This is a genomic window from Streptomyces sp. SJL17-4, assembly GCF_036826855.1.
Lineage (GTDB): Bacteria > Actinomycetota > Actinomycetes > Streptomycetales > Streptomycetaceae > Streptomyces.
On sequence record NZ_CP104578.1, the window covers coordinates 196,323 to 217,937 of the forward strand.

A 21,615-nucleotide genomic window follows, 5' to 3' on the forward strand; every position below is an offset into this window, starting at 1 on the left:
CACGGCGTGGGCCCGAAGGCGCTGCGCCTGCTCGGTGAGGAGCTCGCGGCGCGCGGCATGGAGCTGCGGTGAGCGCCCGTCGCGCCCACCGGGACCTCGGCTGTACGGCGGAAGGCGCCGCGAACTAGCGTGACCCCCATGGAACTCTTGGGAGAGATCACCGCCGGCCGTCCGCTGCTCGTCCTCGCCGTCAAGGAGGAGGCGCAGTTCCTGGACACGGACCTGCCGGTGCTGCTGACCGGCATGGGCAAGGTGAACGCGGCGACCGCGCTCGCGCTCGCCCTCGGCCGCGGCCCGCGGCCGTCCGGGGTCGTGAACCTGGGGACGGCGGGGGCGCTGCGTCCCGGCATGACCGGGACGCATGTGATCGGCACCGTGGTGCAGCACGACTTCGACGGCCGGCTGCTCGCCACGCTGACGGGCGAGTCGTACGGCGCGCCGCTGACGCTCCCGGACGGCGGTGACACGGTCCTGGCGACCGGGGACACGTTCATCTCGGACGAGGCCGCCCGCGCCCGGCTCGCGGAGCAGGCCGCTCTCGTCGACATGGAGGGGTACGCCCTCGCGCACGCCGCCGGGATCGCCGGGGTGCCGCTGCGCATCGTGAAGCACGTCAGCGACGAGGCCGGGGAGGGCGCGGCGCGCACCTGGCGTGAATCGGTCGCCGAGTGCGCGCGGGTTCTCGCCGACTGGGCGGCGGCGAACACCCCGTACCGCGACTGAGTGGACGGACCTCCGGCGTGGTCACTGGTGGGTCACTGGTGCGGGAAGTGGACCTCCGGGTTCGCCGGCGACGGGCCGTCGAGGAGCGGGCGCGGGAGTCCGCGCAGGTGCTGGTCGAAGAAGGCGGCGACGTACGTCCGGGTGACGGCGACGGCGCGGTCGGTGGGCAGTTCGGGCTGCGGCAGGCCGAAGTGGCGCGAGATCACGGGACCGTCGGAGAAGGTGAAGTGCTCGGAGCCGGCCACGGTGACCCAGCGCTTCCACCCGTCGAGGGCGTTCCACGTCCGGTCCCAGGTGGTGTCCGTGCCGCCGGGCAGGTGCATGGCGTCGTGGGTGCCGAGCATCATGAACGGACGGCCTCGCAGGCCGTCCGCCGGCAGGTCCTCCCAGAACGACCCGTCCATGTTGATCCCGGCGTCGACGCGCGCGTCGGCCACCATCGTGGAGGCCGCGCTCGCCCCGCCGATGGAGTGGCCCGCCATGCCGATCCGACGGGCGTCGATCACGTCGGCGTGCTTCCAGACGGGCCGGGGCCCGGTGAGCCGGTCCAGGACGTGGCGCATGTCGGCGGCGCGGGTCGAGGTGACCACGCTGCCGTGCACGCCTCCCTCGTCGAGGGCGGTGCAGGCGACACAGGTGAGGGTGCGGCCGCCGGGGAGGCTGATCCCGTAGGACTCGTAGGCGTGGTCGACGGAGGCGACGACGTAGCCGCGGGAGGCGAGGTCCTCGGCGAGATGGGTGAGGGTCCAGCGGGAGACGCTGAAACCCGGTGAGAGCAGCACCAGGGGGCGGTGGCCCGGGGCGGGCCGCGCGTCGGTCCTGCTGTGGGTTTGCGTCCGGGCGAGCACGTCGCCGGACACGCCGGGCCCGAGCTGCCCGGCGAGCAGTCGCGCCTCCTCCCCGGTGGCGTACGGGGCGGGGCGGCCACCGCCGGCCGCGGCCGGGTAGTGGAGGGTGACCATGAGCGCGCGTCCGTCAGCGGCGGGAACCCACGGGTCGGTGCGGGAGCGGTCGACGAGCGGGAGGACGGTGCTCCCGACGGAGTACGGCCCGGTGGGCGCGGGCAGCGTGGCGGCCTTCGCCGCCTGTGCGGCCTGCAGCGGCGGCGGGGCATCGGGAGTGGCCGCGGTGGCGACACCGGCGGGTAAGGCGACGGAGCAGACGAGGAGGGCGGCGACGGCCGCCCTGGTGAATCGGATCATGAGGACACGCTAGGAGTCCCGGCCGCCGCGCCGCGTCCTGCTGCGGGCCCATGCGCCGTCAGACCAGAGGCGGATACGCGGCGGTCCGAGTGACGTGACCTCGGGCCCGGCCCGCTGGGACCGCCACTCTCGCCGCCGCCCCGGCGCCACGGCGGACGGGCACGCGCGCGTGCAGCCGCGGGCCCGTCCGCCGTACGGCTCGGACAGGAGCCGACCCGGTCAGCCCAGCGGCAGTTCCAGGCGGGACGGTTCGCCCTGCGGGGAGCCGATGACGGTCTGCGTCCAGGTGACGGAGGCGTCCCCGTACAGCGGGTCCTTGCTGTCGACGACCAGCATCAGCCGGTTCCCGGAGGGGATGTCGTACGCGGCCGCCTGGAGCTCCCAGGTGACGGTGGTGTCCTGGTCGGGCGTCAGGCCGTAGACGTTGAGCGGCTCATGGCTGATGATCCGGGCCGTGCCGTCCTCGGCGACGTCCAGGAGGTGGGCGTAGAGGCTCGCCGAGGTGGCCGTGGAGCGGACGGTGAGGCGCAGCCGGGGGATGCCGCGGACGCGGCGGCCGACGCCGTCCTCCCCGTCGCGCGAGACGAAGGGTTCGGTCGTCCAGGCGACCGCGTGGCGGCGGTCGATCTTGCGGGTGTCGTAGATCTTGGGGTTGCCCTGCCACTCCGCCTGACCGGTCTTCATGATCGCGTCCATGGCGGTGGCCTCGGTGTCCACGCCCGCGAGGAAGGCGCGTCGCCAGCCGGTCTCCTCCGCCCCGGGGTCGCCCGTGGGGACGAGCCGGCCGTCGGTGCCGGCCGCGCCGTCGCCGGTGAGGCCGAACACCTCGGTGCTGCCGGTGACCTCGCTCCAACCGGGGCTGGTCTCGCGGCGGGCGGGCACGACGATCCGGTTCTCGCCGGTGGGTTCGCCGGTCTCCGGGTCCAGGACGGGTTCCGTCACGTACGAGAACATCACCTGGTTGCAGACCTGCGGCCAGTCCTCCACGCCGTTGCGCTCGCCCCTGAGGTGGTGGTCGAGCCAGGCGTACGCCTCCGCCATGGGGAGGTTGATCTCCCCCCGGACGGCCGGCGGGCCGATGAGGGCGGGGCCCTCGGGTGCGGCGTGGTCGCCGATCCACATGTTGAGCCGTTTGGGGACGTCCAGGCCGTTGAAGGTCTCGACGGTCTGGTTGACCGCGAAGAGGCTCTCGTGCCAGGTGTTGGAGAAGAAGGTCGGCGTGCCCTTCTCGTTGGTCAGGGACAGGTACGACTCGGGGGCGCGCTTGAGGCCCCACTCGACGACGGCGTCCAGGTTCCGGTCGGCCTGGAAGTCGGCGAGGATCGCCTGGTTGGCCTCGTCGAACTTGCTCTCGACCGGTCCGCCGGTGAGGGCGAGGAGGGCCTTCACGGCCGCGAGGTGGCGGGTGTTGTGGTCGTAGAGGCTGGTCGCGAGGTTGCCCCAGGTGCTGAGGGCGACGACGGCGGCGACCCGGTCGTCGTGGGCGGCGACGAGCTGGCTGATGCCGGAGCCGTACGACTCCCCCATGAAGCCGATGACGCTCGGGGCGAAGCGGTCGACGGCGAAGTCGATGACCGCGGAGCCGTCGGCCCAGTCGTGGGGTCCGGCGACGTCGACGAAGCCGCTGGAGGTGGAGGGCAGTCCGGGGATGCCGAGGCCGCGGGGCGTGTAGGCGAGGACGTGGTAGCCCTTGCGGGCGAGGACCAGGTAGGACCAGAGGAACAGGGGCCAGCCGAAGGGGGTCCAGCCGGCGGGCACGACGACGAGCGGGTGCGGGCCCGGGCCGAGCTGTCGGAGGCTGAAGGCGGAGAGCCGGACGTTCTCCGCGCTGCCCTCGCTCTCCGCGGCCCCTTCGATGCGGTGGTACGCGGGCAGCGCCAGGCCGCGCACCTCCTCGACGATCGCGGCGAGTTCGGCGGGGAGCAGCGCGGTGGCGGTGTCGGTGCCGTCGGTCGTTTCGCTCAGGAGCGCGTTGGCGAGGGTCTGGCCGAGCCGGACGGCGCCGGGGTCCACCGTTCCGTCGGCGGCCCAGAGGCCGCGTGCGGTGATCCGGGAGGTCTCGGCCGCGGTCAGGGCCGCCGTGACGTCCGGGAAGCCGGGAAAGTGTTCGGACGAGCCGGTGGTGAAGGGGTTCTCCTTGGGCACGTGCACCCGTTCCTCTCGACTGGACTGGTGACTGTCCGCGATGCGGACGGTCGCAAGCCTCACGTATGTGGGGCGGAGCGGCCAGAGCGCACGAACAGCGCACGTGTCACGCAACCGGTCGGGAACGACACAAGCCGCCCCGAACTCGATGTTTGGGGACGACGAGGGCGGGTCGGGGTCAACGGGATTCGGGTGGATACACCACGAGCAGGGCGGCGACGTCGTCGTCGAGGCTGCCCGATCCGTACGCGGTGAGGTCTTTGTGGAGGAGGGCCGGCACGTTCTCGGCGGGTTCACGCACCCAGCCGCGCAGGCGCAGTTCCAGCGGATAGAAGGTGCCGGTCCGGTCGCGGGTCTCGCTGACCCCGTCGGTGTAGAGGAGCAGCCGGTCCCCCGGGCCGAACGGCACCTCCTCGATGTGGTGGTGGGAGTCGGCGAGGCCCGCGAGGTTCACGGGCAGCGAGGGGTCGGCGAAGCGCACGGCCTCGACCCCGCCGCCGCGCTGGAGCAGCGGGGTGGGGTGGCCGCAGCTGAGCAGCCGTGCGATGTCCTCGCCGTCGGGGAACTCCACGAGGACGACGGTGGCGAAGCGTTCGGCGGCGTCGGAGTCCGGATCCCAGGCGCCGTAGCGGGCGAGGCCCTCGTCGAGCCGGTCGGCGAGGGCGGCCAGGTCGGCCGCGTCGTTGACGGCGGCGCGGAAGGAGCCCAGGAGCACGGAGGCGGTCTCGACGGCGCCGAGTCCCTTGCCCTGGACGTCGCCGAGCATGACCCGTACGGCCCCGGGGACGCGTACCGCCTCGTAGAAGTCACCGCCGATCCTGGCCTTGGCCGCGGCCGCCACGTACAGCAGGTGCAGGTCGAAGCGGCCGAGGTGGGTGGGGAGGGGGCGCAGCACGACGCGCTGGACGACTTCGGCGACGGCGGTGAGTTCGCTCAGGTCCTGCTCGTAGCGGGTGCGGACCCGGCTGACCCAGGCAGCGGCGGCGGTGACGCCGACGATCACGATCAGGTTCGCGAGGAGTTCGGGCGCCGCGGCGAACTCGTCCCTGACGACGCCGAGCAGCAGTCGGGCGGCGACGGCGAGCAGCCCGATGACGATCGTCCCGGGCACGCTCCAGGTGACGGCGGCGAGCGCGGGTGCGGCGACGAGGAGCCGGTCGAAGCGCTCCTGCTCGGGGGTCATCAGATCGGCGACGAACGCCAGGGCCAGGACCAGGAAGGGCAGCGCACGACCGAGGTTGAACTGGGTGCGCTTCGGTGCGTCGGGGTGAACCCGCTGACCTGCCGGCATTTCATGATCGTACGCACGGGCCGCGTCCGGGCCGGGGTGACGGCGGCTCCGGGCGTGTCCGCCGCCGGTCGGCGCCGCGGGGCAGGGCGAGGGCGGCGGGGAGGGCGAGTGCGGCGATCAGGGCGAGGGCCGGGAGGGCGGCGCCCCGGGCCGGTACGAACCCGCCGTCCGGGACGAGGGCGAGCAGCAGGGTCGCGGTGGCGACGCCGAGCGCGGGCCCGATGTTCATCACGGTCTGCTGGAGGCCTCCGGCGACTCCGGCGTGGGCCTCGGGGGCGCGGTGCACGACGACCGAGGTCGCGGTGACCATCAGGGTGACGAACCCGGCGCCGAGCAGTGCGGCGCTCACGCCGACGGCGGCGGCGCCGGCCGTCGTGTCGAGCCGGGAGAGCAGCAGCACCCCGAGGGTGAGCAGGGCGGCGCCGGCGGTCGCCGTGCGCCGGGGGCCGAAGCGGCGCTGGAGCGGTGGGCAGAGCGGCGCGCCGAGCACCATGAGGACGGCGAGCGGGAGGCCGCGCAGCGCGGAGCCGAGGGGGTCGAGCCCCTGGACGTCCTGGAAGAAGTAGGTCGCCACGAAGAGCGAGCCGAAGAGGGCGGCCGAGGCGGCGAGCAGGACGGCGAGGCCGGCGATGACGGGCACGCTCCGGAGCAGCTCCGGGGGCAGCAGGGGGCGCGCGGCGCGACGCTCGTGCCACGCGAGGGCGCACCCGGTGACGACGGCCCCGGCGACGGCGAGCAGACCGGTGGGGGCGCCGCCTGGACGGGCGGCCTCGACGAGCCCGTGCACGAGCAGACCCAGCGTGACGGCGAGCAGCAGCGCACCGACGGGGTCGAGCGCGGACAGGCCCGTGACCGTGGCGGACCGCGGGGCGCGAGCCGTCTCGTACGGCGGGCCCGGTTCGGTGGGGCGGTCTCGGGTGGCGAGGGCGAGCAGGCCGATGGCGAGGGTCGGGGGTACGCCGAGCAGGAAGACCGAGCGCCAGCCGTACGCGGAGACCAGCGCGCCGCCGACGAGCGGGCCGGCCGCGGCGGCGAGGCCGATGGCGGCGGTGCGCACGGCGATCGGGGTCCCGAGCCGATCCGGCGGGTAGGCGGTACGGAGCATGCCGAGGGTGGCGGGCTGGAGGAGCGCCCCGAACACCCCCTGGAGCACCCGCAGCACGATCACGGTCCCTATGCCGGGGGCCAGGGCGATTCCGGTGGAGGCCGCGGCGAAGCCGAGGGCGCCGACGGCGAAGACCCGGCGGTGGCCGTGGCGGTCGCCGAGCCGTCCCGCGAAGACCAGGAGGCTCGCGACGGCGACGAGATATCCCGTGCTGGTCCACTGGACCTGTCCGACATCGGCGTGCAGATCGCGCTGGAGGGCGGGTTGGGCGATGGTGAGGACGGTGCCGTCGAGGGCGACGACCGCCGCGCCGACGACGCTGCACGCCAGGACCGGGGCACGACGCGGGGTCACGAGGCCTCCCCCGCGGGACCGAGGTGCGCGTCGAGAGCGGCCGCGAGGAGCGGGGCAGGGTCGTCGCCGCCGGTCGCGAGCCGGAGGCTCCCCCAGTGCCAGAGCTGGGCGATGCCGTGGAGGTTGGCCCAGAGGGCGCCGGACAGGACGGCGGGTTCGGCGGCGTCGGGACGGACGCGGGCGACGAGTTCGGTGAGGCGGGCGAAGAGCGGCAGGCTCGTCTCCCGGAGGCCGAGGCCGCCGCTCTCCCGGAGGCCGAGGCCGCCGCTCTCCCGCAGCCCGAGGCCGCCGCTCTCCAGCAGGTCGTGCCGGAACATGAGCTCGTACATGCCGCGTCGGGTGTCGGCGTAGTCGAGGTAGACGCGGGCGAGAAGCTCGATCCGTGCGCGCGGGGCGGCGGTCTCCCGGTCCTGGGCGGCGATGCGTCCGGCCAGTTCGGTGAAGCCCTGTCGGGCGATGGCCGACAGGAGTTCGAGATGGGTCGGGAAGTAGCGGCGGGGGGCGCCGTGGGAGACGCCGGCGCGGCGGGCGATCTCGCGGAGCGAGAGGGCCTGGGCGCCTTCGGCGTTCACGAGCTCGACGCCGACGCGGACGAGTCGCTCCCGCAGGCCGCCGTCGCTCCGGTCGCCGTCGCTCCGGTCGCCGCCCTCGCTCTTCGTCCCGGGCGCGTGATGATCTTCGGATGTGTGAGGCATGGACACTGTCTACCAAGATCGAGTAGACAGTGTCTACTCGATCTCGCGCCCCGGTCCGCTACACTCGGGGACAGCGAAGGGGAGTAGCCCTGCGAATCGGTCGTCGACATACTGGAGCCCTCGGGTTCCCGGTGACCGGGTCCGCGTTCGACGCGGGCGGGCGAGACCTTCGGCCAGGCATCAACCGCGTCCGCGCTTCCGTGGGCGTGGTCCGTCATGCCGGGCCGAGTGGTCCTTCCGTCGCCCATCGCGGTGCCGCGCCGAGTCCACGGGCCCGGACCGAGCAGAGAGCCCCGGTATGCACCTCGACCCCTTGGCGATCCTCACCGCCTTCGGGCTGATCTTCCTCGCCGAGCTTCCCGACAAGACGATGTTCGCGTCCCTCGCCATGGGCACGCGGATGCGTCCTCTGTACGTATGGATCGGCACCTCGACCGCCTTCCTCGCGCATGTCGCCATCGCGGTCGGCGCGGGCAGCCTGCTCGGGCTGCTCCCGGGCTGGTCCGTGAAGCTCGTCTCGGCCCTGTTGTTCGGTTTCGGCGCGTTCATGCTGCTGCGCGGCGGGGGCGACGACGACGAGGCCGACGAGGGCGGCAAGACCGTCACCGGCTTCCTGCCCGTCTTCTCGACGGCCTTCATGGCCGTGTTCATCAGCGAGTGGGGCGACCTCACCCAGATCACCACCGCCAACCTGGCCGCCACGAACGGCACCTGGTCGACGGCGATCGGCTCCCTCGCCGCCCTGATGAGCGTCTCCGCGCTCGCCCTGGTCGCGGGCCGCTTCATCGCGAAGCGTGTTCCGCTCAAGACCGTGCAGCGCATCGGCGGTGTCTGCATGGCGGGCCTCGCGATCTGGTCCCTGACCGAGGTCTTCACCGGCTGAACTCGGTCGCGCACCCGCACGGCGCACGCCCCCACCCGCACAGGGTGGGGGCGCGCGCCGTTCTCGCGCCTGTCTCCGGCGCGTCCTCACCCTCGCGGAGAAAAACCTCTGGCCCGCCGCCTGCCCTCTCGATACGATCATCGTGATGACGACCTACTCTGCTATCAGATCGGGGGTCCCGTCCGCGCAAGGTGAGTGCTGATGCTCACTCATACCGCGAACGGCGATTCTCGCCTTTCCCTCTGGCTGCGCGTGCGCGAGTTCGCCGTGCCGCCCTCCATGATCGAGACCGCTGCACTCCGGCGCACCGCCGGTGACTGGGCGGGCGCCTGTGCCGCCGCGGGCGTCGACGTCGATCTCGACCTGCGCTCCGCCGCCCATGCGTACGGGCGGCAACTCGCCGCCCTGGTCAGGGCGGATCTCCGGCGACTCGCTCCCGACCTGCTGCGCTGGCACATGCCGCGGATCGCTCCCGACGGCGTCCTGCGCCCTGGGCTCACCGTCCCGCTGGCACGCTACGAAGTCTCGGGGGACGGCCCGGGGGGCGTCGCGGGGGACGACGACGTGAGGGACGACGACGTGGGGGACATCGCCTCCCACTCGGTGTACCTCGTGGTGCGGACCGCGCCCGCGTGGGCGGACGCCGGACAGCGGATGAGCCTCGCTCTGTGGGACGGTTCCCGTTCCGCGGGCGGTGAGCGCCGGCATCCGCATCCGCGCCCCAGTCGGCGGTACCGCCTGGATCTGCACCGCCATCTCTGGGACGCGGGGCGCAGCGACGAGCTGCGGGTCCGCTCCGGGGCCGACGCGGGACCCTCCGTGGATCCGCCGTCGGCACACGAGGAGGTACCCGGCCGCGCCGTCGACCGCTGGGCGGCGGAGGCCGGGATCCTGCTCCGGGCCGAAGGGCGGACCTCCGGGCGTGTCCGCGTACGTCTGGGGGCCCGCCGGCAGGTGGTTCTCGACGTGCCGGCCGGCGGTGGACCGGCATCGGTGGCCGCTGTGACGTCCCCGTCGACATCGCGGACGCTGCCCACGCTGCCCGACGCCGCGACCTGGGTGCCGCCCGACCTGGAGTTGCTGCGCGCCGGTCTGATCGAGGCCGGGCGGCTGCATCCGCTGGTCGCCTCGGCGCTCGTACCCGACCACCGGCCCGCCGGACCGGCCCCGGTCGCGGACCCGCCCGGGCAGCCCCGACTGGTGGAGTGCCGGGGAGTCCGGCACCGGATCGGCCTCTCCGACGGCGTACTTGCTCCGCTCGACCACGGCCCCGCCGAGCTCCGGCGGGAGGAGCTCCTGGTCGCGCTGGGCGGGCCTCCCCTGCCCTGCCTCCAGGCCATCGACGAGGCCCATCGCCGTCCGGACTGCCTCACCGGTGTCCGCGAACGCCTGGACCACGGCGACACCGTCGGCGCGCTGGCCGTGGTCGAGGGCCTGCTCGGTCCCGGCGCCGCGCTGCGCAACGGCGCGCTGCGGGACGTACTCGAGTCGGCCGCCCGGCGGCGGATCGCGTACGGGCTCTACCGAGCGGACCTGTACGGCCCGGGACCGGGCCGTGTGCTGCCCGGGGACGCCCGCCCTCGACACCATCGCGCCCGCCCTCGCCACAGCTACGCCCTCTGATCGAAGCCGCACCTGCCCTCTCACCGGCATCGCCGGTGTCTCCCGATGCCGCCGGTGTCTCTCGAATGCGCCGGTGTCTCCCGACATCGCCGGTCCGAGGGGTCACGCCGGTACCGGCCCACTCACGACCAACCCACAGGTGATCACCCATGCCCTTGAGCACCACCTCCCCCGCCCAGCTCGACGTCGCCGACGAACTGCTCGCCCTGCTGCGCGACTCCACGACCGAACCCCGCCCCGACGACCAGCTGGAGGCCCTGACCCTCGCGGTCGCCGCCGACCTGCCCGTACTCCTCTGGGGTGAGCCGGGGATCGGCAAGACGGCCGCGCTGACCCAGCTCGCCGAGTCTCTCGACCTCCCGCTGACGACGGTGATCGCCAGCGTGCACGAGCCGTCCGACTTCTCGGGGCTGCCCGTGATCGGCGACGACCCCGCCGAGCAGGGCGTCCCGATGGCCCCGCCGGACTGGGCGGTACGGCTCGTGAAGGCCGGTCGCGGGCTGCTGTTCCTCGACGAACTGTCCACCGCCCCACCGGCGGTGCAGGCGGCTCTGCTGCGTCTGGTCCTGGAGCGGCGGGTCGGCGCCCTGCGGCTGCCGTCCGGGGTGCGGATCGTGGCCGCCGCCAATCCGCGGGCCTCGGCGGCCGACGGCTGGGAGCTGAGCCCACCGCTGGCCAACCGTTTCGTCCACCTCCAGTGGACCCACGACCACGACGTCGTCGTCCGCGGCCTCGGCGGCATCTGGCCACGGGCGACACTGCCCCGGCTCGACCCGGAACGCCTGTCGCACGCCGTGGACTTCGCCCGGCGCGCGGTGTGCGGACTCCTCGCCACCCGCCCCACCCTCGTCCACCGGCTGCCCGACGGGGAAACCCGGCGGGGTGGCGCCTGGCCCTCGCCCCGCAGCTGGGAGATGAGCCTGCGCCTCATCGCCTTCGCCACCGCCGCCGGTTCCTCCCGTGAGGTGATCTCGCTCCTGGTCAGGGGCACCGTCGGGGACGGTCCGGGGCTCGAACTGCTCGCGAGCCTGGACCGGCTGGACCTCCCGGACCCCGAGGAGTTGCTCGCCGACCCGGCCGGCGCCGAGCTGCCACAGCGGGGTGATCTGCGCCAGGCCGCGCTCGACGCTGTGGTGGCCGCGGTCGGGGCGCGCCCCGAGAAGGCGCGCTGGGAGGCCGCCTGGGCTCTGCTCGCCAGGGCCGTGGAGACCGGCGCGCCGGATCTGGTCGTCGTCCCGGCGACCACGCTCGCCGCGCTTCGCCGTACGGAGTGGGACGTGCCACCCACCATCGAACGGCTCGCGGGGGCGGTCTCGATGTCCCGGCGTGCGGATGACGCGGCGACCCTGGTCGCGAGCGGCGCGCGACGCGTGAACGGGGCGGCGTCTGCCGCGGGCGCGCGATGAGCACGGGTGCGGGTGCAGGCACCGGCGTGGGCGTGGGCACGGGCACGGGTGCGGGTGCGGGTGCGGGTGCAGGCACCGGCGTGGGCGTGGCCACGGGCACGGGTGCGGGTGCTGGTGCTGGTGCGGGTGCCGACGCCGGCACGCTCGACCTCGACAAGCTCTTCGCCGCCAGGCTGTTCGCCGTCCGGGCCCGGCCGTATCTGGCGACCGCGTTGTTCGCCCTGCACGTCGTCGAGTCCCGGCGGGTGCCGACGATGGCCGTCGACCGGCACTGGCGGTGCTACGTCTCGCCGGTCTTCGTGAACCGGACCCCGGTGGAGGAGCTGGCCGGGGTGTGGGTCCACGAGGTGTCGCACCTCCTGCGCGACCACCACGGGCGCGGTGACCGGGTCGCCCGGCAGCGCGGTCTGACCGGCCCGGGCGCCAGGCTGCTGATGAACATCGCGGCGGACTGCGAGATCAACGACGACGTGTTCGGGGACGGGCTGGTGAGCCCCGAGGGCGCGGTCACTCCGGACTCCCTCGGGCTCGCGTCCGGCGAGTTGATGGAGGACTACCTGCGCAGGATCGGACTCGGCTCCGGCATGCAGCACCTCGCCTGGCTGGACTGCGGCAGCGGTGCCGACGGGCTGGAACGCGAGTGGGATCTGGGGCCCGACGGCGCTGACGGCCTCAGCGAACAGCAGCAGGACGCCGTCCGGTTCCGGGTGGCACAGGCCGTCAAGGGCCGCCCCGGGAGCACGCCGAAGGGGTGGAAGCGGTGGGCGGAGGAGGTCTTCCACCCGCCGCAGCCGTGGCGGGACCTGCTGGGGGCGGCGGTCCGCTCGGCGGCCTCCGCGTCCGGCGCCGGCGAGGACTACTCGTACGGCCGGCCGTCGCGGCGCTCGGCGGGCGTGCCGGGTGCCGTGCTGCCGAGTCTCCGGCGCAGACCGCCCCGGGTCTCGGTGATCGTGGACACGTCCGGATCGGTGAGCGACGCGGAGCTCGGCGGCGCGCTCCTGGAGGTGGCCGCGATCTCCCGGGCCGTGGGCGGGCGCCGTGACCTGGTGACGGTGATGTCGTGCGACGCGGCGGCCCGTACCGTCCATCCGTTGTGCCGTGCCGAGGGCATCCCGTTGGTGGGCGGCGGCGGTACGGATCTTCGTACGGGCTTCTCACGGGCGCTGCGGACGGTGCCACGGCCCGACGTCATCGTGGTCCTGACGGACGGCCAGACGCCCTGGCCGGACGACCGGCCGCCGTGCCGGACGGTGGTGGGCCTGTTCCCCCGTGACGGGTCGCGCGGCGGTTCGTGGATCGAGAACGATCCCGACTACGAGCCGGACACCCCGCCCGACTGGGCGCGCGTGGTGACGATCGGATAGACGATCGTGAGCGATGCGGGTTCGGTGCGGGTTCGGTGCGATGCGGCTTCGGGTGCGTGCGCGGTGCGGTACGGCTTCGGGTGCCGGCACGGTGCGGTGCGGTGCGCTGCGGCGGGTGCGCGCCGGACGGTGACCGGTGCCGCCGGGGATGGCAGCCTGGTGGAGCACGTACCCCATGGCCACGGCCGATCCGCGTCGGCCGGAACGACAGGGAGTCCCGTTGGGCGGCGAGGCGATCCACGAGGAACTGGACAAGCGGGCGGCCGAGGTGGCGGATCAGGTGGTGGCCTGGCGGCGCCACCTGCACCGGCATCCGGAGCTGTCCAACCGTGAGGTGAACACGGCCCGCCTGGTGGCGGACCACCTGCGCTCCCTCGGCCTGGACGAGGTCCGTACGGGCATCGCCGGACACGGGGTCGTGGGCGTCCTGCGCGGCGGTGCCGCGGGCGAGCGGGTCGTCGCGCTGCGGGCCGACATGGACGCGCTGCCGGTCCAGGACCTGTGCGGGGTGGACTTCGCCTCCGAGGTGGTCGACGCCGACTATCCGGGCGGTCCGTTCCCCGTCTCGCACGCCTGCGGGCACGACTGCCACACGGCGGCGCTCCTCGGCGCCGCGACGGTGCTCGCCGGGGTGCGCGACCGGCTGCCGGGCACCGTGCTCTTCGTCTTCCAGCCCGCCGAGGAGGGGCCGCCGGTCACCGAGAAGGGCGGGGCGCGGGAGATGGTCGCGGCGGGCGCGTTCGCCGACCCGGTGCCGACGATGGCCTTCGGGCTGCATGTGACTCCGCATCCGAAGGGGTACGTGGGGTACCGGATCGGCAACCAGTACGGTGCCTCGACCCTCGTCCGTATCGTCGTCACCGGGAAGCAGACCCACGGCTCCACGCCCTGGGACGGGATCGATCCCATGCCGGCGGTGGGGGCGGTCCTGACGGGCATCGGCCAGCTGTACCGGCAGGTGTCGGCGTTCGACCCGGTCACGGTCTCCATCGGGCACATCGAGGACGTCGGGCGCTTCAACATCGTCGGGCAGACGGTGACGCTGTGGGGCACGGTCCGGTGTGCCGTGGAGTCCGACATGGGGCGGGTCCAGCAGCGCCTGACGACGCTCGCGGAGCACTCGGCGGCGGCGTTCGGGGCGACGGCCACGGTGGAGTACCTGCAGTCCGTGCCGCCCGTGCACAACAGTGGGCCGTGGGTGGAGGCGGGTCTTCCGACCTTCCGCCGTGTGGTGGGCGAGGAGCGTGTGGTGGAGACGGGGGCGACGCTCGGGTACGACGACGTCTCCGAGTTCGTGAGCCGCTTCGGCGGCCTGTACGTGATGCTCGGCGTCCAGGACGCCACCCTGGACGCGTCCGGGCGTCCGGTGCCGGTGCCCGGCGGGCGCGGTCTGGTCACCAACCACAACCCGCACTTCTATGCGGACGACGACACCCTCGTCACGGGCGTCCGGCTGCACGCGCACGTGGCGTACGACCATCTGACGGGCGCGCTCGTCCCGCACGACGGCGACTGATCGGTCGGGGGTCAGGACTCCCGCGACGCGACGGCGGCTGAACGGCCGGGTGTCAGGACTCCCGCACGGTGCCGACCGCCGCCACGAACGCCCTCGTCAGGGCGGAGTCGGCTGCGGTGGGCCAGACCAGGCCGTACTCGAGGGGAGGGGCGTCCCGCAGGGGAACGTAGGCGATGCCGCTTCGCGGGTGGTAACGGGCGCCCCGGGCCGCGCCAGGGGTGACACCCCGGCCCGCCGTCACATGGGAGAGGACCTCCTGCCAGGTGACGGCGACGGGGCCCCGCGGGATGGCGGCCCCTGACGGGGTGTGCCGGGGATAGTGGTGGTCGAGCCAGTGGCGCGGGTGGGCGCCCCCGATGGTGATCAGGGGCAGCTCGGCGAGGTCCTCCAGGCCGAGGGACGGTCGTCCGGCCAGCGGGTGGGCGGCGGGCAGCAGCAGGACCCGGTCGTCGCGGACGGCGACGGGACCGGTGGTCAGATCCGGCTCGCGCACGGGGAAGGCGGCGATCTGGATGTCGAGTTCGCCGTCCTGGAGGGGCCGCACTCCGCCGTCGAGGGGGACCTCGCGGACGGTGATCTCGCAGCCCGGATGACGGGCGACGAGGGCGTCGGCGGCGGCCGTGAGCAGTTCGGCGTCCCAGGGGGTGCCGAAGCCGGTCCGCAGTCTCCCGTGCACGCCCCGACCGGCCTCGGTGGCGCGCTCCAGGGCGGTACGGAGCTGCTCGTAGGCGGGGAGGAGGTCCTCGTAGAGGCGCAGACCGACCGGGGTGAGGACGACGCTGCGGCTGGTGCGCGCGAAGAGCGGGGTGCCGATGCGGCGCTCCAGCTTCTTGACCGTCTGGCTGACGCGGCCGGTGGAGACGCCGAGTCGCCCGCCGGTGCGTCCGAAGTGGAGCTCCTCGGCGAGCGTGAGGAACGTGTCCAGTTCGTACCGTTCGAGCACCGGGCCCCCTGTCGACCGCTCTGATCGTTGAGTGTGGCTCAACGCCGGTTTCATGATGACACCTTGTTCCGCCGGGGCGGGGGCGGGGAGCCTGGATGCCTCCCCTCCCGCTCCCCTTCCCCCTCCCCTTCCCCTTCCCCCTCCCCTTCCCCCTCCCCTTCCCCCTCCCGCCGTACGGAAGAGACTTCGTGGACCCTCGCAGCACCGCCGCCCCGGACCCCGCCGCCGCGCACGAGCGGCCCGTGAAGGTGAACGTCCTGCTCTTCGCCGTCGCCGGAGCCGTCACCGTCGCCAACATCTACTTCCCGCAGCCGCTCCTCGCCGCTGTCGCCCGGGGCCTCGACGTGTCGGAGCGAACGGCGGGGCTCATCGCCTCGGCCGCGCAGATCGGGTACGCGCTCGGCATCCTGCTGCTCGTACCGCTGGCCGACACCGCGCGGCTCCGACGCCTGACCTCGGTGCTGCTCGTCCTCACCACCGCCGCGCTGCTCGTCGCGGCGTCGGCGCCGGGTGTGGTCACGCTGACGCTCGCGACGCTGGCGCTGTCCACGACGACGGTGCTTCCGCAGATCCTCACCCCGGTGGCGGCCGTGCTCGCGGGCCCCGGGCGGCAGGGCCGGGTCGTCGGGCTCGTCGGGCTCGGGCTCACGCTGGGCTCGACCCTCTCGCGCACGGTCTCGGGCGCCGTCACCGACGCGAGCGGCAGCTGGCGGACGGCCTACCTCGTGGCCGCCATGGCGACGGCGGCCCTGCTGTGCGTCCTGCCTCGCCGGCTGCCCGAGCGACTGGGGGCGCACGGTGGCACCTCGTACGCCGGGCTCCTCGCCGGGCTGCCCCGGCTCCTGGCGGCGCACCGGGCGCTGCGGGTCTCGGCGCTGCTCGGGGCCTGTGTCTTCGCCGCTTTCAGTGTCTTCTGGGCGGTGCTCGCCTTCCACGTGGCGGCGCCGCCGCTGGGGTACGGGCCGGGCGCGGCCGGACTCTTCGGAGTGTTGACCCTGCCCGCCGCGCTGCTCTCGGCGACGGCGGGGCCGCTCACCGACCGGTACGGGGCACCTCTGGTGAGCGCCGGGGGGCTGGGTCTCGCGGGGCTCGGGCTCGGTGTGGCCGGCCTGGTCCCCTACTCGCCCGTGGGCCTGGTCGTCGGGGCGAATCTGCTGGTGGTGGGGGTGAGCTCCTGCCAGGTGGCCAACCAGGCGAGGATCTTCGGGATCGGCCGGGAGGTGGCCGCGCGGGTGAACACGGTCTTCATGCTGGCCACCTTCGGCGGCGGCGCGCTCGGCTCCCTCGCCGGGGCCTGGCTGTACGCGGAGCACGGCTGGTCCGCGGCCCTGCTCGCCGCCGGGGTGTTCGTCGCCGCCGGCGGGACCGTGCTGGTGCGGTCCGCACGAGAGGCGGCCCCGAGTTGCGTCCCGGACGGCACACGGGAGGCTGGGGGTATCCGCCCGCGCATCCCGCAGGGAGAGTCATGAAGCTGGACCTCACCGCCCTCGCCGACGAGCACATGGCCGCGGCCCGCACCGCGCCGCACGGGCGCAGCGCCCATCTGATCATGCACGACGGGGTACTCCGGCAGTCCGTGATCGCCCTGACGGCGGGCACGTCCCTCGACGAGCACAACGCGCCGCCGGCGGCGAGCCTCCAGGTACTGCGGGGCAGGGTGAACCTGACGCTGGCGGGCCGGACGGAGGAACTGCCGACGGGAACGCTGCGGATGCTCAGGGAACGGCACGGGATCACCGCCCTGGACGACGCGGTGGTCCTCCTGACGGCGGTGAACGACTGACGGCGGTGTACGGCCGAGGGCGGTGAACGACTGACGGCGGTGTACGGCCGAGGGCAGTGAACGCCTGAAGGAACGCGGGCCGCGCCCTCACCCCACCTCACCCCACCTCACTCGATCGCGTCGAGGTCCTCGGCGTAGTGCTCGATGGCCGGGCGGTACTCCCGTACGGACGGGTCCTCGCTGGTGGCGGCGAGCAGGCGGAGCAGCAGCCGGGTGGACTCGTGGTGCCGGCCGGTGTTGTAGAGGGCCATCGCGAGGAAGGTCCGCAGGGAGCCGTCCTCCGGGAACTCCTCGGCGGCGCCGGTCAGGAGGGCGACGGACTCCTCGTAGCGGCCCAGGACGCGGTAGGTGCTGCCGAGGCCGAGCAGCGCCCCGCGCCGGTCCTCGGGGGTGAGCCCGGTCCCCGCGGCCCCACCGCCGGCGAGGGCGCGTTCGTAGTACGGCACGGCCTCCGTCTCCAGGCCGAGGACGTCGTGCGCCCAGGCCGTCTGGTACGCGATCTCCGCGTCCCGCGGATACCGGGCGGCGAGGGCGACGAGCCGCTCGCGGGCCTCCTCCCGGTGGCCCTGCCCGCGCAGCGCGACCGCCTCGGCCAGCAGGCCGTCCCTGTCCTGGTGGTCTTCCATGAGGGCATCCTCGCAGTTCCCGTCGGGCGTCCCCGCGGCGGCTGCCAGGTGACGGGCCGCCATACCGGAGTGGCCGGATTGTGGCGTCCTCGCCCATGGAGGAGGGCTCCTGACCGCCCATAGCCTCCCGGCCGACCCTCCGTCAGGAACGAGCCGCCCGGGAGATCCCATGCGTTCACCCCGTCCCACCCGTCGCCGCGGGCCACGCCGCCTCGCGGCGCTGCTGCTGTGCGTCGCCGCGTCCCTGTTTCCCACCGCGTCCCCCGCCGGGGCCGCGGCTCCCCCGCCCGTGCCCGGCACGCTCCAGGGCTACGACATCGGCTCCGTGTTCAGTGCCGGGGTGTCGTCCGGCGGCTATATGGCCACCCAGTTGCACGTCGCGTACTCGGGTACGTTCGAGGGCTCGGCGGCGTTCGCCTCGGGGCCGTACGACTGTGCGCGCGGCCAGCTCGCCACGGCGCTCAACGCCTGTATGGACACCACGCAGAACCTTCAGCTCGCCGCCCTGGAACAAGCCACGCGCGACCGGTCGGCGCAGGGCCAGGTCGACCCGGTGGCGAATCTGGCCGGTGACCCGGTGTACGTGTTCAGCGGCTCCGGCGACACCACGGTGAAGCGGCCCGTGGCGGACGCGCTCGCCGACTACTACGGCCGTTTCGGCGCCCGGGTCCAGTACAACCGGTCGACGGCCGCGGGCCACGCCTGGATCACTCCGCTCGGCCCCAACTCCTGCACGGTGACGCAGACTCCGTTCCTCAACAACTGCGGGATCGACACGGAGGGGGCGCTGCTCGGGCATCTCTTCGGCTCTGTCTCGGCGCCCGGCTCCGGGACCGGCGGCTCGCTGATCCGCTTCGACCAGAACGCGTACGCGCCGGGTGGCTCGGCGGCGGCCCTGTCGATGGGCGCGGAGGGCTTCGCGTACGTCCCGGTCTCGTGTGCCCAGGGGGCGCGCTGCAAACTGCTCGTGGCTCTGCACGGCTGCAAGCAGGGGTACGCGTACCAGGGCTTCGGCACCCGCTTCGTCGAGAACGCGTACCTGAACGAGTACGCCGACACCAACGACATGATCGTGCTGTATCCGCAGGCGGCACCGACCGCGACCCTGGAGAACCCGAACGGCTGCTGGAACTGGTGGGGCTACCTCGGTGACGCGGCCTACGCCCGGCACGGCGGGAAGCAGATCGAGGCGATCATGGGGATGGTGCGGGCGCTGCGCGGCACCGGCACGCCGCCGCCCACGGGCGACCGGACGGTCCTGTCGAGCACGGACGCCGAGGACGGTTACGTGAAGGCGGCGGCGGACGGTTCGGGCGCGGCGGTCGGCACCCTGGAGGACGTGTACGGGCTCGCGCTCGGCCGAGGCACGGACGGCAGGGTGAACCGGTCGGTGGTCTCCTTCGACACCTCGCGGATTCCGGCCGGCAAGGAGATCACCCGGGCCTGGCTGACCGTCACCCGCTCCAGCGGCTCGGGCGATCCGTGGGCGTCGCCTGCGGGCAACCGGCTGCAGGTGGACCTGCGCTCGGGCTGCTTCGGCGGCTGCGCGGTCGAGCCGGCGGACTGGTCGGCGGCGGCGTCGGTGGCGGGCGCGGCGCGCATCGACGCGTTCTCTTCGGGGAGCGCGGTGTCGACGGACCTGTCGGCGGAGGCGCTCGCGGCACTGAACCGGGGCGGGGTCACACAGTTCCGGCTCGGGTTCACATCGGCGCCGACCGGGACGGCGTACCTCTTCGTGAACCAGGCGACGCCGGTGACCCTGACGGTCGAGTACCGGTAGGCCTTCGCGGGTCACAGTGTCGGGCGGAGGGCGGCCGCGGTGCTTCCGGAGCGGTGGCCCGCCGCACCGGGGGCGAGGGCGCTGCCCCGGCGCCACTCGGGCCAGCTGAGGTTCCAGTCGCCGAAGCCGTTGTCGAAGGGGGTCATGAGCTCGCCGTACCCGTTGACCACGCGGACGAGGTCTCCCTCCCGCACGGTGGCGAACAGCCAGGCGGCGTCCGCGGTGCTCATGCCGGTGCAGCCGTGGCTGACGTTCTCGCTGCCCTGCGCGTCGAGCGACCAGGGCGCGGCGTGCAGATACTCGCCGCTCCAGGTCACCCGGGTGGCCCAGCGGACCTTCAGGTCGTAGTAGTCGCGGCTGCCGCGCGCGATGCCGATGGAGTCGCCGCGCATCCGGACGAGCGGCTCCTTGCCGAGGACGACCTTGGTGCCGCCCCGGGTGCGGTAGCCGGCCTTGCCGGTGGTGACCGGGAAGGTGCGGAGCGGTTCTCCGTCGCGGAGCACGGTCATCTCCAGGGCGGCGATGTCGGTGACGGCTTCGATCCGGGCCCCGGTGGTGAAGGTGAGGGGCTGTGAGCGGCCGCCGTACAGGCTGCCGGTGACCCTGGCCCCTTCGAGGCCGCTGCGCACCCGGACCGTGGTGCGGGCGGGCCAGTACGCGCGGGGCCGGTAGTGGAGGGTGGTGGAGTCGACCCAGTACCAGGCGCCCTCGACGTGGGGTTCGGTCCGCACGAGGAGGGCGCGTTCGACGACTCGCCGGGCCTCGGGTTCCTCCGCCGGTACGGGGTGGCTGAGTTCGGCGGTGACCGGCCGGCCCACGCCGTACGTGCCGTCGTCGTCGGGGCCGAAGGTGACGGTGAGCCGCTGCCCGGCGGGGGCGGCCACCGTACGGAAGTCCAGGCGGGCGAGGTGTCGGTCGGGGCCGTGGGCCCCGGCCCGCTCGACGACGAGGCGGGCGGCGTACCGGGCGCCCGCGGGGAGCGCCGCGGCGCTGGTCCAGCGGGTGCCGTCGACGCTCGGCGCCCCTGCGACGCGGCGGCCGCGCTGGTCGGTGACGGTGACGTCGGCGAGCACGCCGGGGGTGCGCAGCGCGAGCTCCACGGGTCCGGAGACCTGCGCTCCGAGTGTGAACTCCTCCCCCGTCAGTACCCGTCCGCCGCGGAGTGCGACGGTGTGGCGGGGTGCGGAGCAGAGCCCTCCGCCTGCGGAGCAGCCGTCCACCGTGACGAGGGCGGTGGGCTCCGAGGCCGCGAAGGCCCCCGTGTCGGGGTCGGCGGGCGACTGGGCCGCCGTACTGACGAGGACGGCTCCGACGGCCAGGGAGAGCGCTCCCCACCCCCGTACGGATCTGCGTGACGACACGTCCGACACATCCTCCCCTTTCCGACGACGACCGGGACGTCGGCGAGCGGTGCCGACCGCAGCATCAAAACGGATGAAAGGAGAAAAAGATGATCAAGGCGCTGGGCGTGGCGGCGCAGTGGCGGCCGAGACGACTCGAATGGGTCAGCGGGGTGGATGCGGACCGGGGCGGCGGGGCGGCTCCCAGTGGTCAGCGGGGCGGTTCCGGAAGTTCCTCGCCCGTCTCCAGAAGGGACTTGAGGCTGGAGATCAGCGCGGGCCAGCCCTCACCGATCATCCCCTCCATCAGGCCGTCGGGGTCCAGGTCGCCGTGGGTGACCGTCAGCTTGACCGTGTCGCCGGAGGGCTCGATCAGGAAGGTCACCTTGGACCGGGGCTCCTGGGTGAGCCGCTCGTACACGTCCTGGTCGAGGCGTACCGCCTCCGCCCAGGCCGGCGTGAAGGTGTGCCAGGTGTACGAGAGGAGGCGGCCGGGCTCCGCCTCGAGGACGACCTGCTCGGGGTCGGCGGTCCGGCGTCCGACCTCGTCCCAGACCATGGGGGCGCCGGGGGTCCACTCGCTCTCGAAGGCCACGCCCCAGTACCGGCGGGTGAACGCCGGGTCCGTGAGCGCCTTCCAGAGCTCGTCGGGGGTGGTCCGGATATAGGTGGTGTAGACAAACGTGTGGCTGTCCATCGCGCTGCCCCTCGGATCTGCCGTCCCCTCCCCCCAGCCTAGGCAGGCGCCGCACGGACGTGCCAGCGTAGGACCCCCGTCCGGCCTGCGGGTCGCCGGTTGAATAGGTGCGGAGGAAACTATTCAACGTGCTGCTAGC

The 21,615-nt window shown here is 73.8% G+C and carries 18 protein-coding genes; 9 read left to right on the plus strand and 9 right to left on the minus strand.

Annotation, left to right across the window (positions count from 1 at the left end):
- Window positions 1-138: 138 nt before the first annotated feature.
- Window positions 139-723 carry a nucleosidase gene (locus N5875_RS00895; protein ID WP_318210278.1) on the plus strand — a complete coding sequence of 195 codons (585 nt, stop codon included), beginning with the start codon at window positions 139-141 and terminating at the stop codon, window positions 721-723.
- Window positions 724-755: 32 nt separating this feature from the next.
- Here the strand turns inward: N5875_RS00895 and N5875_RS00900 are convergent, their stop codons facing one another.
- From N5875_RS00900 to N5875_RS00920, 5 genes are all read right to left on the minus strand, one after another.
- Window positions 756-1,925: an alpha/beta hydrolase gene (locus N5875_RS00900; RefSeq protein ID WP_338491153.1), complete on the minus strand. Its 1,170-nt coding sequence runs from the start codon at window positions 1,923-1,925 to the stop codon at window positions 756-758.
- 219 nt (window positions 1,926-2,144) lie between these two features.
- A complete protein-coding gene (locus tag N5875_RS00905) occupies window positions 2,145-4,070 on the minus strand; it encodes a CocE/NonD family hydrolase C-terminal non-catalytic domain-containing protein (RefSeq protein WP_318210280.1) in 1,926 nt (641 codons plus the stop codon).
- A 178-nt stretch (window positions 4,071-4,248) separates the two neighbouring features.
- Window positions 4,249-5,361, minus strand: coding sequence for a PP2C family protein-serine/threonine phosphatase (locus N5875_RS00910; protein ID WP_338491156.1), 1,113 nt, complete (start codon window positions 5,359-5,361; stop codon window positions 4,249-4,251).
- Between the two features lies 1 nt (window position 5,362).
- Entirely contained in the window at window positions 5,363-6,820 is a 1,458-nt protein-coding gene (locus tag N5875_RS00915; RefSeq protein ID WP_338491158.1) for an MFS transporter, read from the minus strand.
- Window positions 6,817-7,515: a TetR/AcrR family transcriptional regulator gene (locus tag N5875_RS00920; RefSeq protein ID WP_338491161.1), complete on the minus strand. Its 699-nt coding sequence runs from the start codon at window positions 7,513-7,515 to the stop codon at window positions 6,817-6,819. The genes N5875_RS00915 and N5875_RS00920 overlap by 4 nt, the downstream gene beginning before the upstream one ends.
- 298 nt (window positions 7,516-7,813) lie before the next feature.
- Here N5875_RS00920 and N5875_RS00925 point away from each other — a divergent pair, with 298 nt between their 5' ends.
- The 5 genes from N5875_RS00925 (at window position 7,814) to N5875_RS00945 (ending at window position 14,307) form a co-directional block, all read left to right on the plus strand.
- Window positions 7,814-8,398 carry a TMEM165/GDT1 family protein gene (locus N5875_RS00925; protein ID WP_318210284.1) on the plus strand — a complete coding sequence of 195 codons (585 nt, stop codon included), beginning with the start codon at window positions 7,814-7,816 and terminating at the stop codon, window positions 8,396-8,398.
- Between the two features lie 201 nt (window positions 8,399-8,599).
- On the plus strand, window positions 8,600-10,021 hold the full coding sequence (locus tag N5875_RS00930; RefSeq protein WP_318210285.1) for a hypothetical protein: 1,422 nt from the start codon (window positions 8,600-8,602) through the stop codon (window positions 10,019-10,021).
- A 149-nt stretch (window positions 10,022-10,170) separates the two neighbouring features.
- The gene (locus N5875_RS00935) at window positions 10,171-11,427 is read left to right on the plus strand and encodes a MoxR family ATPase (protein WP_338491165.1); all 1,257 of its coding nucleotides are present in this window, start codon (window positions 10,171-10,173) and stop codon (window positions 11,425-11,427) included.
- Between the two features lie 86 nt (window positions 11,428-11,513).
- Complete coding sequence (locus N5875_RS00940) at window positions 11,514-12,791, plus strand: VWA-like domain-containing protein (RefSeq protein ID WP_318210287.1); 1,278 nt, start codon at window positions 11,514-11,516, stop codon at window positions 12,789-12,791.
- Window positions 12,792-12,966: 175 nt separating this feature from the next.
- Window positions 12,967-14,307: an amidohydrolase gene (locus N5875_RS00945; RefSeq protein WP_318210288.1), complete on the plus strand. Its 1,341-nt coding sequence runs from the start codon at window positions 12,967-12,969 to the stop codon at window positions 14,305-14,307.
- A gap of 52 nt (window positions 14,308-14,359) precedes the next feature.
- Here the strand turns inward: N5875_RS00945 and N5875_RS00950 are convergent, their stop codons facing one another.
- The gene (locus N5875_RS00950) at window positions 14,360-15,250 is read right to left on the minus strand and encodes a LysR family transcriptional regulator (RefSeq protein WP_318210289.1); all 891 of its coding nucleotides are present in this window, start codon (window positions 15,248-15,250) and stop codon (window positions 14,360-14,362) included.
- A 188-nt stretch (window positions 15,251-15,438) separates the two neighbouring features.
- Here N5875_RS00950 and N5875_RS00955 point away from each other — a divergent pair, with 188 nt between their 5' ends.
- A complete protein-coding gene (locus N5875_RS00955) occupies window positions 15,439-16,719 on the plus strand; it encodes an MFS transporter (RefSeq protein WP_318210290.1) in 1,281 nt (426 codons plus the stop codon).
- Window positions 16,716-17,033, plus strand: a complete 318-nt coding sequence (locus tag N5875_RS00960; RefSeq protein ID WP_318210291.1) for a cupin — start codon at window positions 16,716-16,718, stop codon at window positions 17,031-17,033. Before N5875_RS00955 ends, N5875_RS00960 begins: the two co-directional genes overlap by 4 nt.
- A 107-nt stretch (window positions 17,034-17,140) precedes the next feature.
- Here N5875_RS00960 and N5875_RS00965 read toward each other — a convergent pair whose 3' ends face one another.
- Entirely contained in the window at window positions 17,141-17,659 is a 519-nt protein-coding gene (locus N5875_RS00965; protein WP_318210292.1) for a tetratricopeptide repeat protein, read from the minus strand.
- Between the two features lie 169 nt (window positions 17,660-17,828).
- On the opposite strand from N5875_RS00965, the gene N5875_RS00970 reads away from it, so the two are divergent.
- Window positions 17,829-19,439 carry a PHB depolymerase family esterase gene (locus tag N5875_RS00970; protein WP_338491171.1) on the plus strand — a complete coding sequence of 537 codons (1,611 nt, stop codon included), beginning with the start codon at window positions 17,829-17,831 and terminating at the stop codon, window positions 19,437-19,439.
- 11 nt (window positions 19,440-19,450) lie between these two features.
- Here the strand turns inward: N5875_RS00970 and N5875_RS00975 are convergent, their stop codons facing one another.
- Together N5875_RS00975 and N5875_RS00980 are read right to left on the minus strand one after the other, a co-directional pair.
- On the minus strand, window positions 19,451-20,800 hold the full coding sequence (locus tag N5875_RS00975; protein ID WP_338491174.1) for an Ig-like domain-containing protein: 1,350 nt from the start codon (window positions 20,798-20,800) through the stop codon (window positions 19,451-19,453).
- A 190-nt stretch (window positions 20,801-20,990) separates the two neighbouring features.
- Window positions 20,991-21,476 carry an SRPBCC family protein gene (locus N5875_RS00980; protein ID WP_318210295.1) on the minus strand — a complete coding sequence of 162 codons (486 nt, stop codon included), beginning with the start codon at window positions 21,474-21,476 and terminating at the stop codon, window positions 20,991-20,993.
- Window positions 21,477-21,615 lie beyond the last annotated feature (139 nt).

Excerpts from the sequence above, each read along its gene's own strand:
- N5875_RS00895 (WP_318210278.1), top strand. The coding sequence starts at position 139 with ATGGAACTCTTGGGAGAGATCACCGCCGGCCGTCCGCTGCTCGTCCTC.
- N5875_RS00900 (WP_338491153.1), bottom strand. The coding sequence starts at position 1,925 with ATGATCCGATTCACCAGGGCGGCCGTCGCCGCCCTCCTCGTCTGCTCC.
- N5875_RS00910 (WP_338491156.1), bottom strand. The coding sequence starts at position 5,361 with ATGCCGGCAGGTCAGCGGGTTCACCCCGACGCACCGAAGCGCACCCAG.
- N5875_RS00920 (WP_338491161.1), bottom strand. The coding sequence starts at position 7,515 with ATGCCTCACACATCCGAAGATCATCACGCGCCCGGGACGAAGAGCGAG.
- N5875_RS00925 (WP_318210284.1), top strand. The coding sequence starts at position 7,814 with ATGCACCTCGACCCCTTGGCGATCCTCACCGCCTTCGGGCTGATCTTC.
- N5875_RS00930 (WP_318210285.1), top strand. The coding sequence starts at position 8,600 with ATGCTCACTCATACCGCGAACGGCGATTCTCGCCTTTCCCTCTGGCTG.
- N5875_RS00935 (WP_338491165.1), top strand. The coding sequence starts at position 10,171 with ATGCCCTTGAGCACCACCTCCCCCGCCCAGCTCGACGTCGCCGACGAA.
- N5875_RS00945 (WP_318210288.1), top strand. The coding sequence starts at position 12,967 with ATGGCCACGGCCGATCCGCGTCGGCCGGAACGACAGGGAGTCCCGTTG.
- N5875_RS00960 (WP_318210291.1), top strand. The coding sequence starts at position 16,716 with ATGAAGCTGGACCTCACCGCCCTCGCCGACGAGCACATGGCCGCGGCC.
- N5875_RS00965 (WP_318210292.1), bottom strand. The coding sequence starts at position 17,659 with ATGGAAGACCACCAGGACAGGGACGGCCTGCTGGCCGAGGCGGTCGCG.
- N5875_RS00970 (WP_338491171.1), top strand. The coding sequence starts at position 17,829 with ATGCGTTCACCCCGTCCCACCCGTCGCCGCGGGCCACGCCGCCTCGCG.
- N5875_RS00980 (WP_318210295.1), bottom strand. The coding sequence starts at position 21,476 with ATGGACAGCCACACGTTTGTCTACACCACCTATATCCGGACCACCCCC.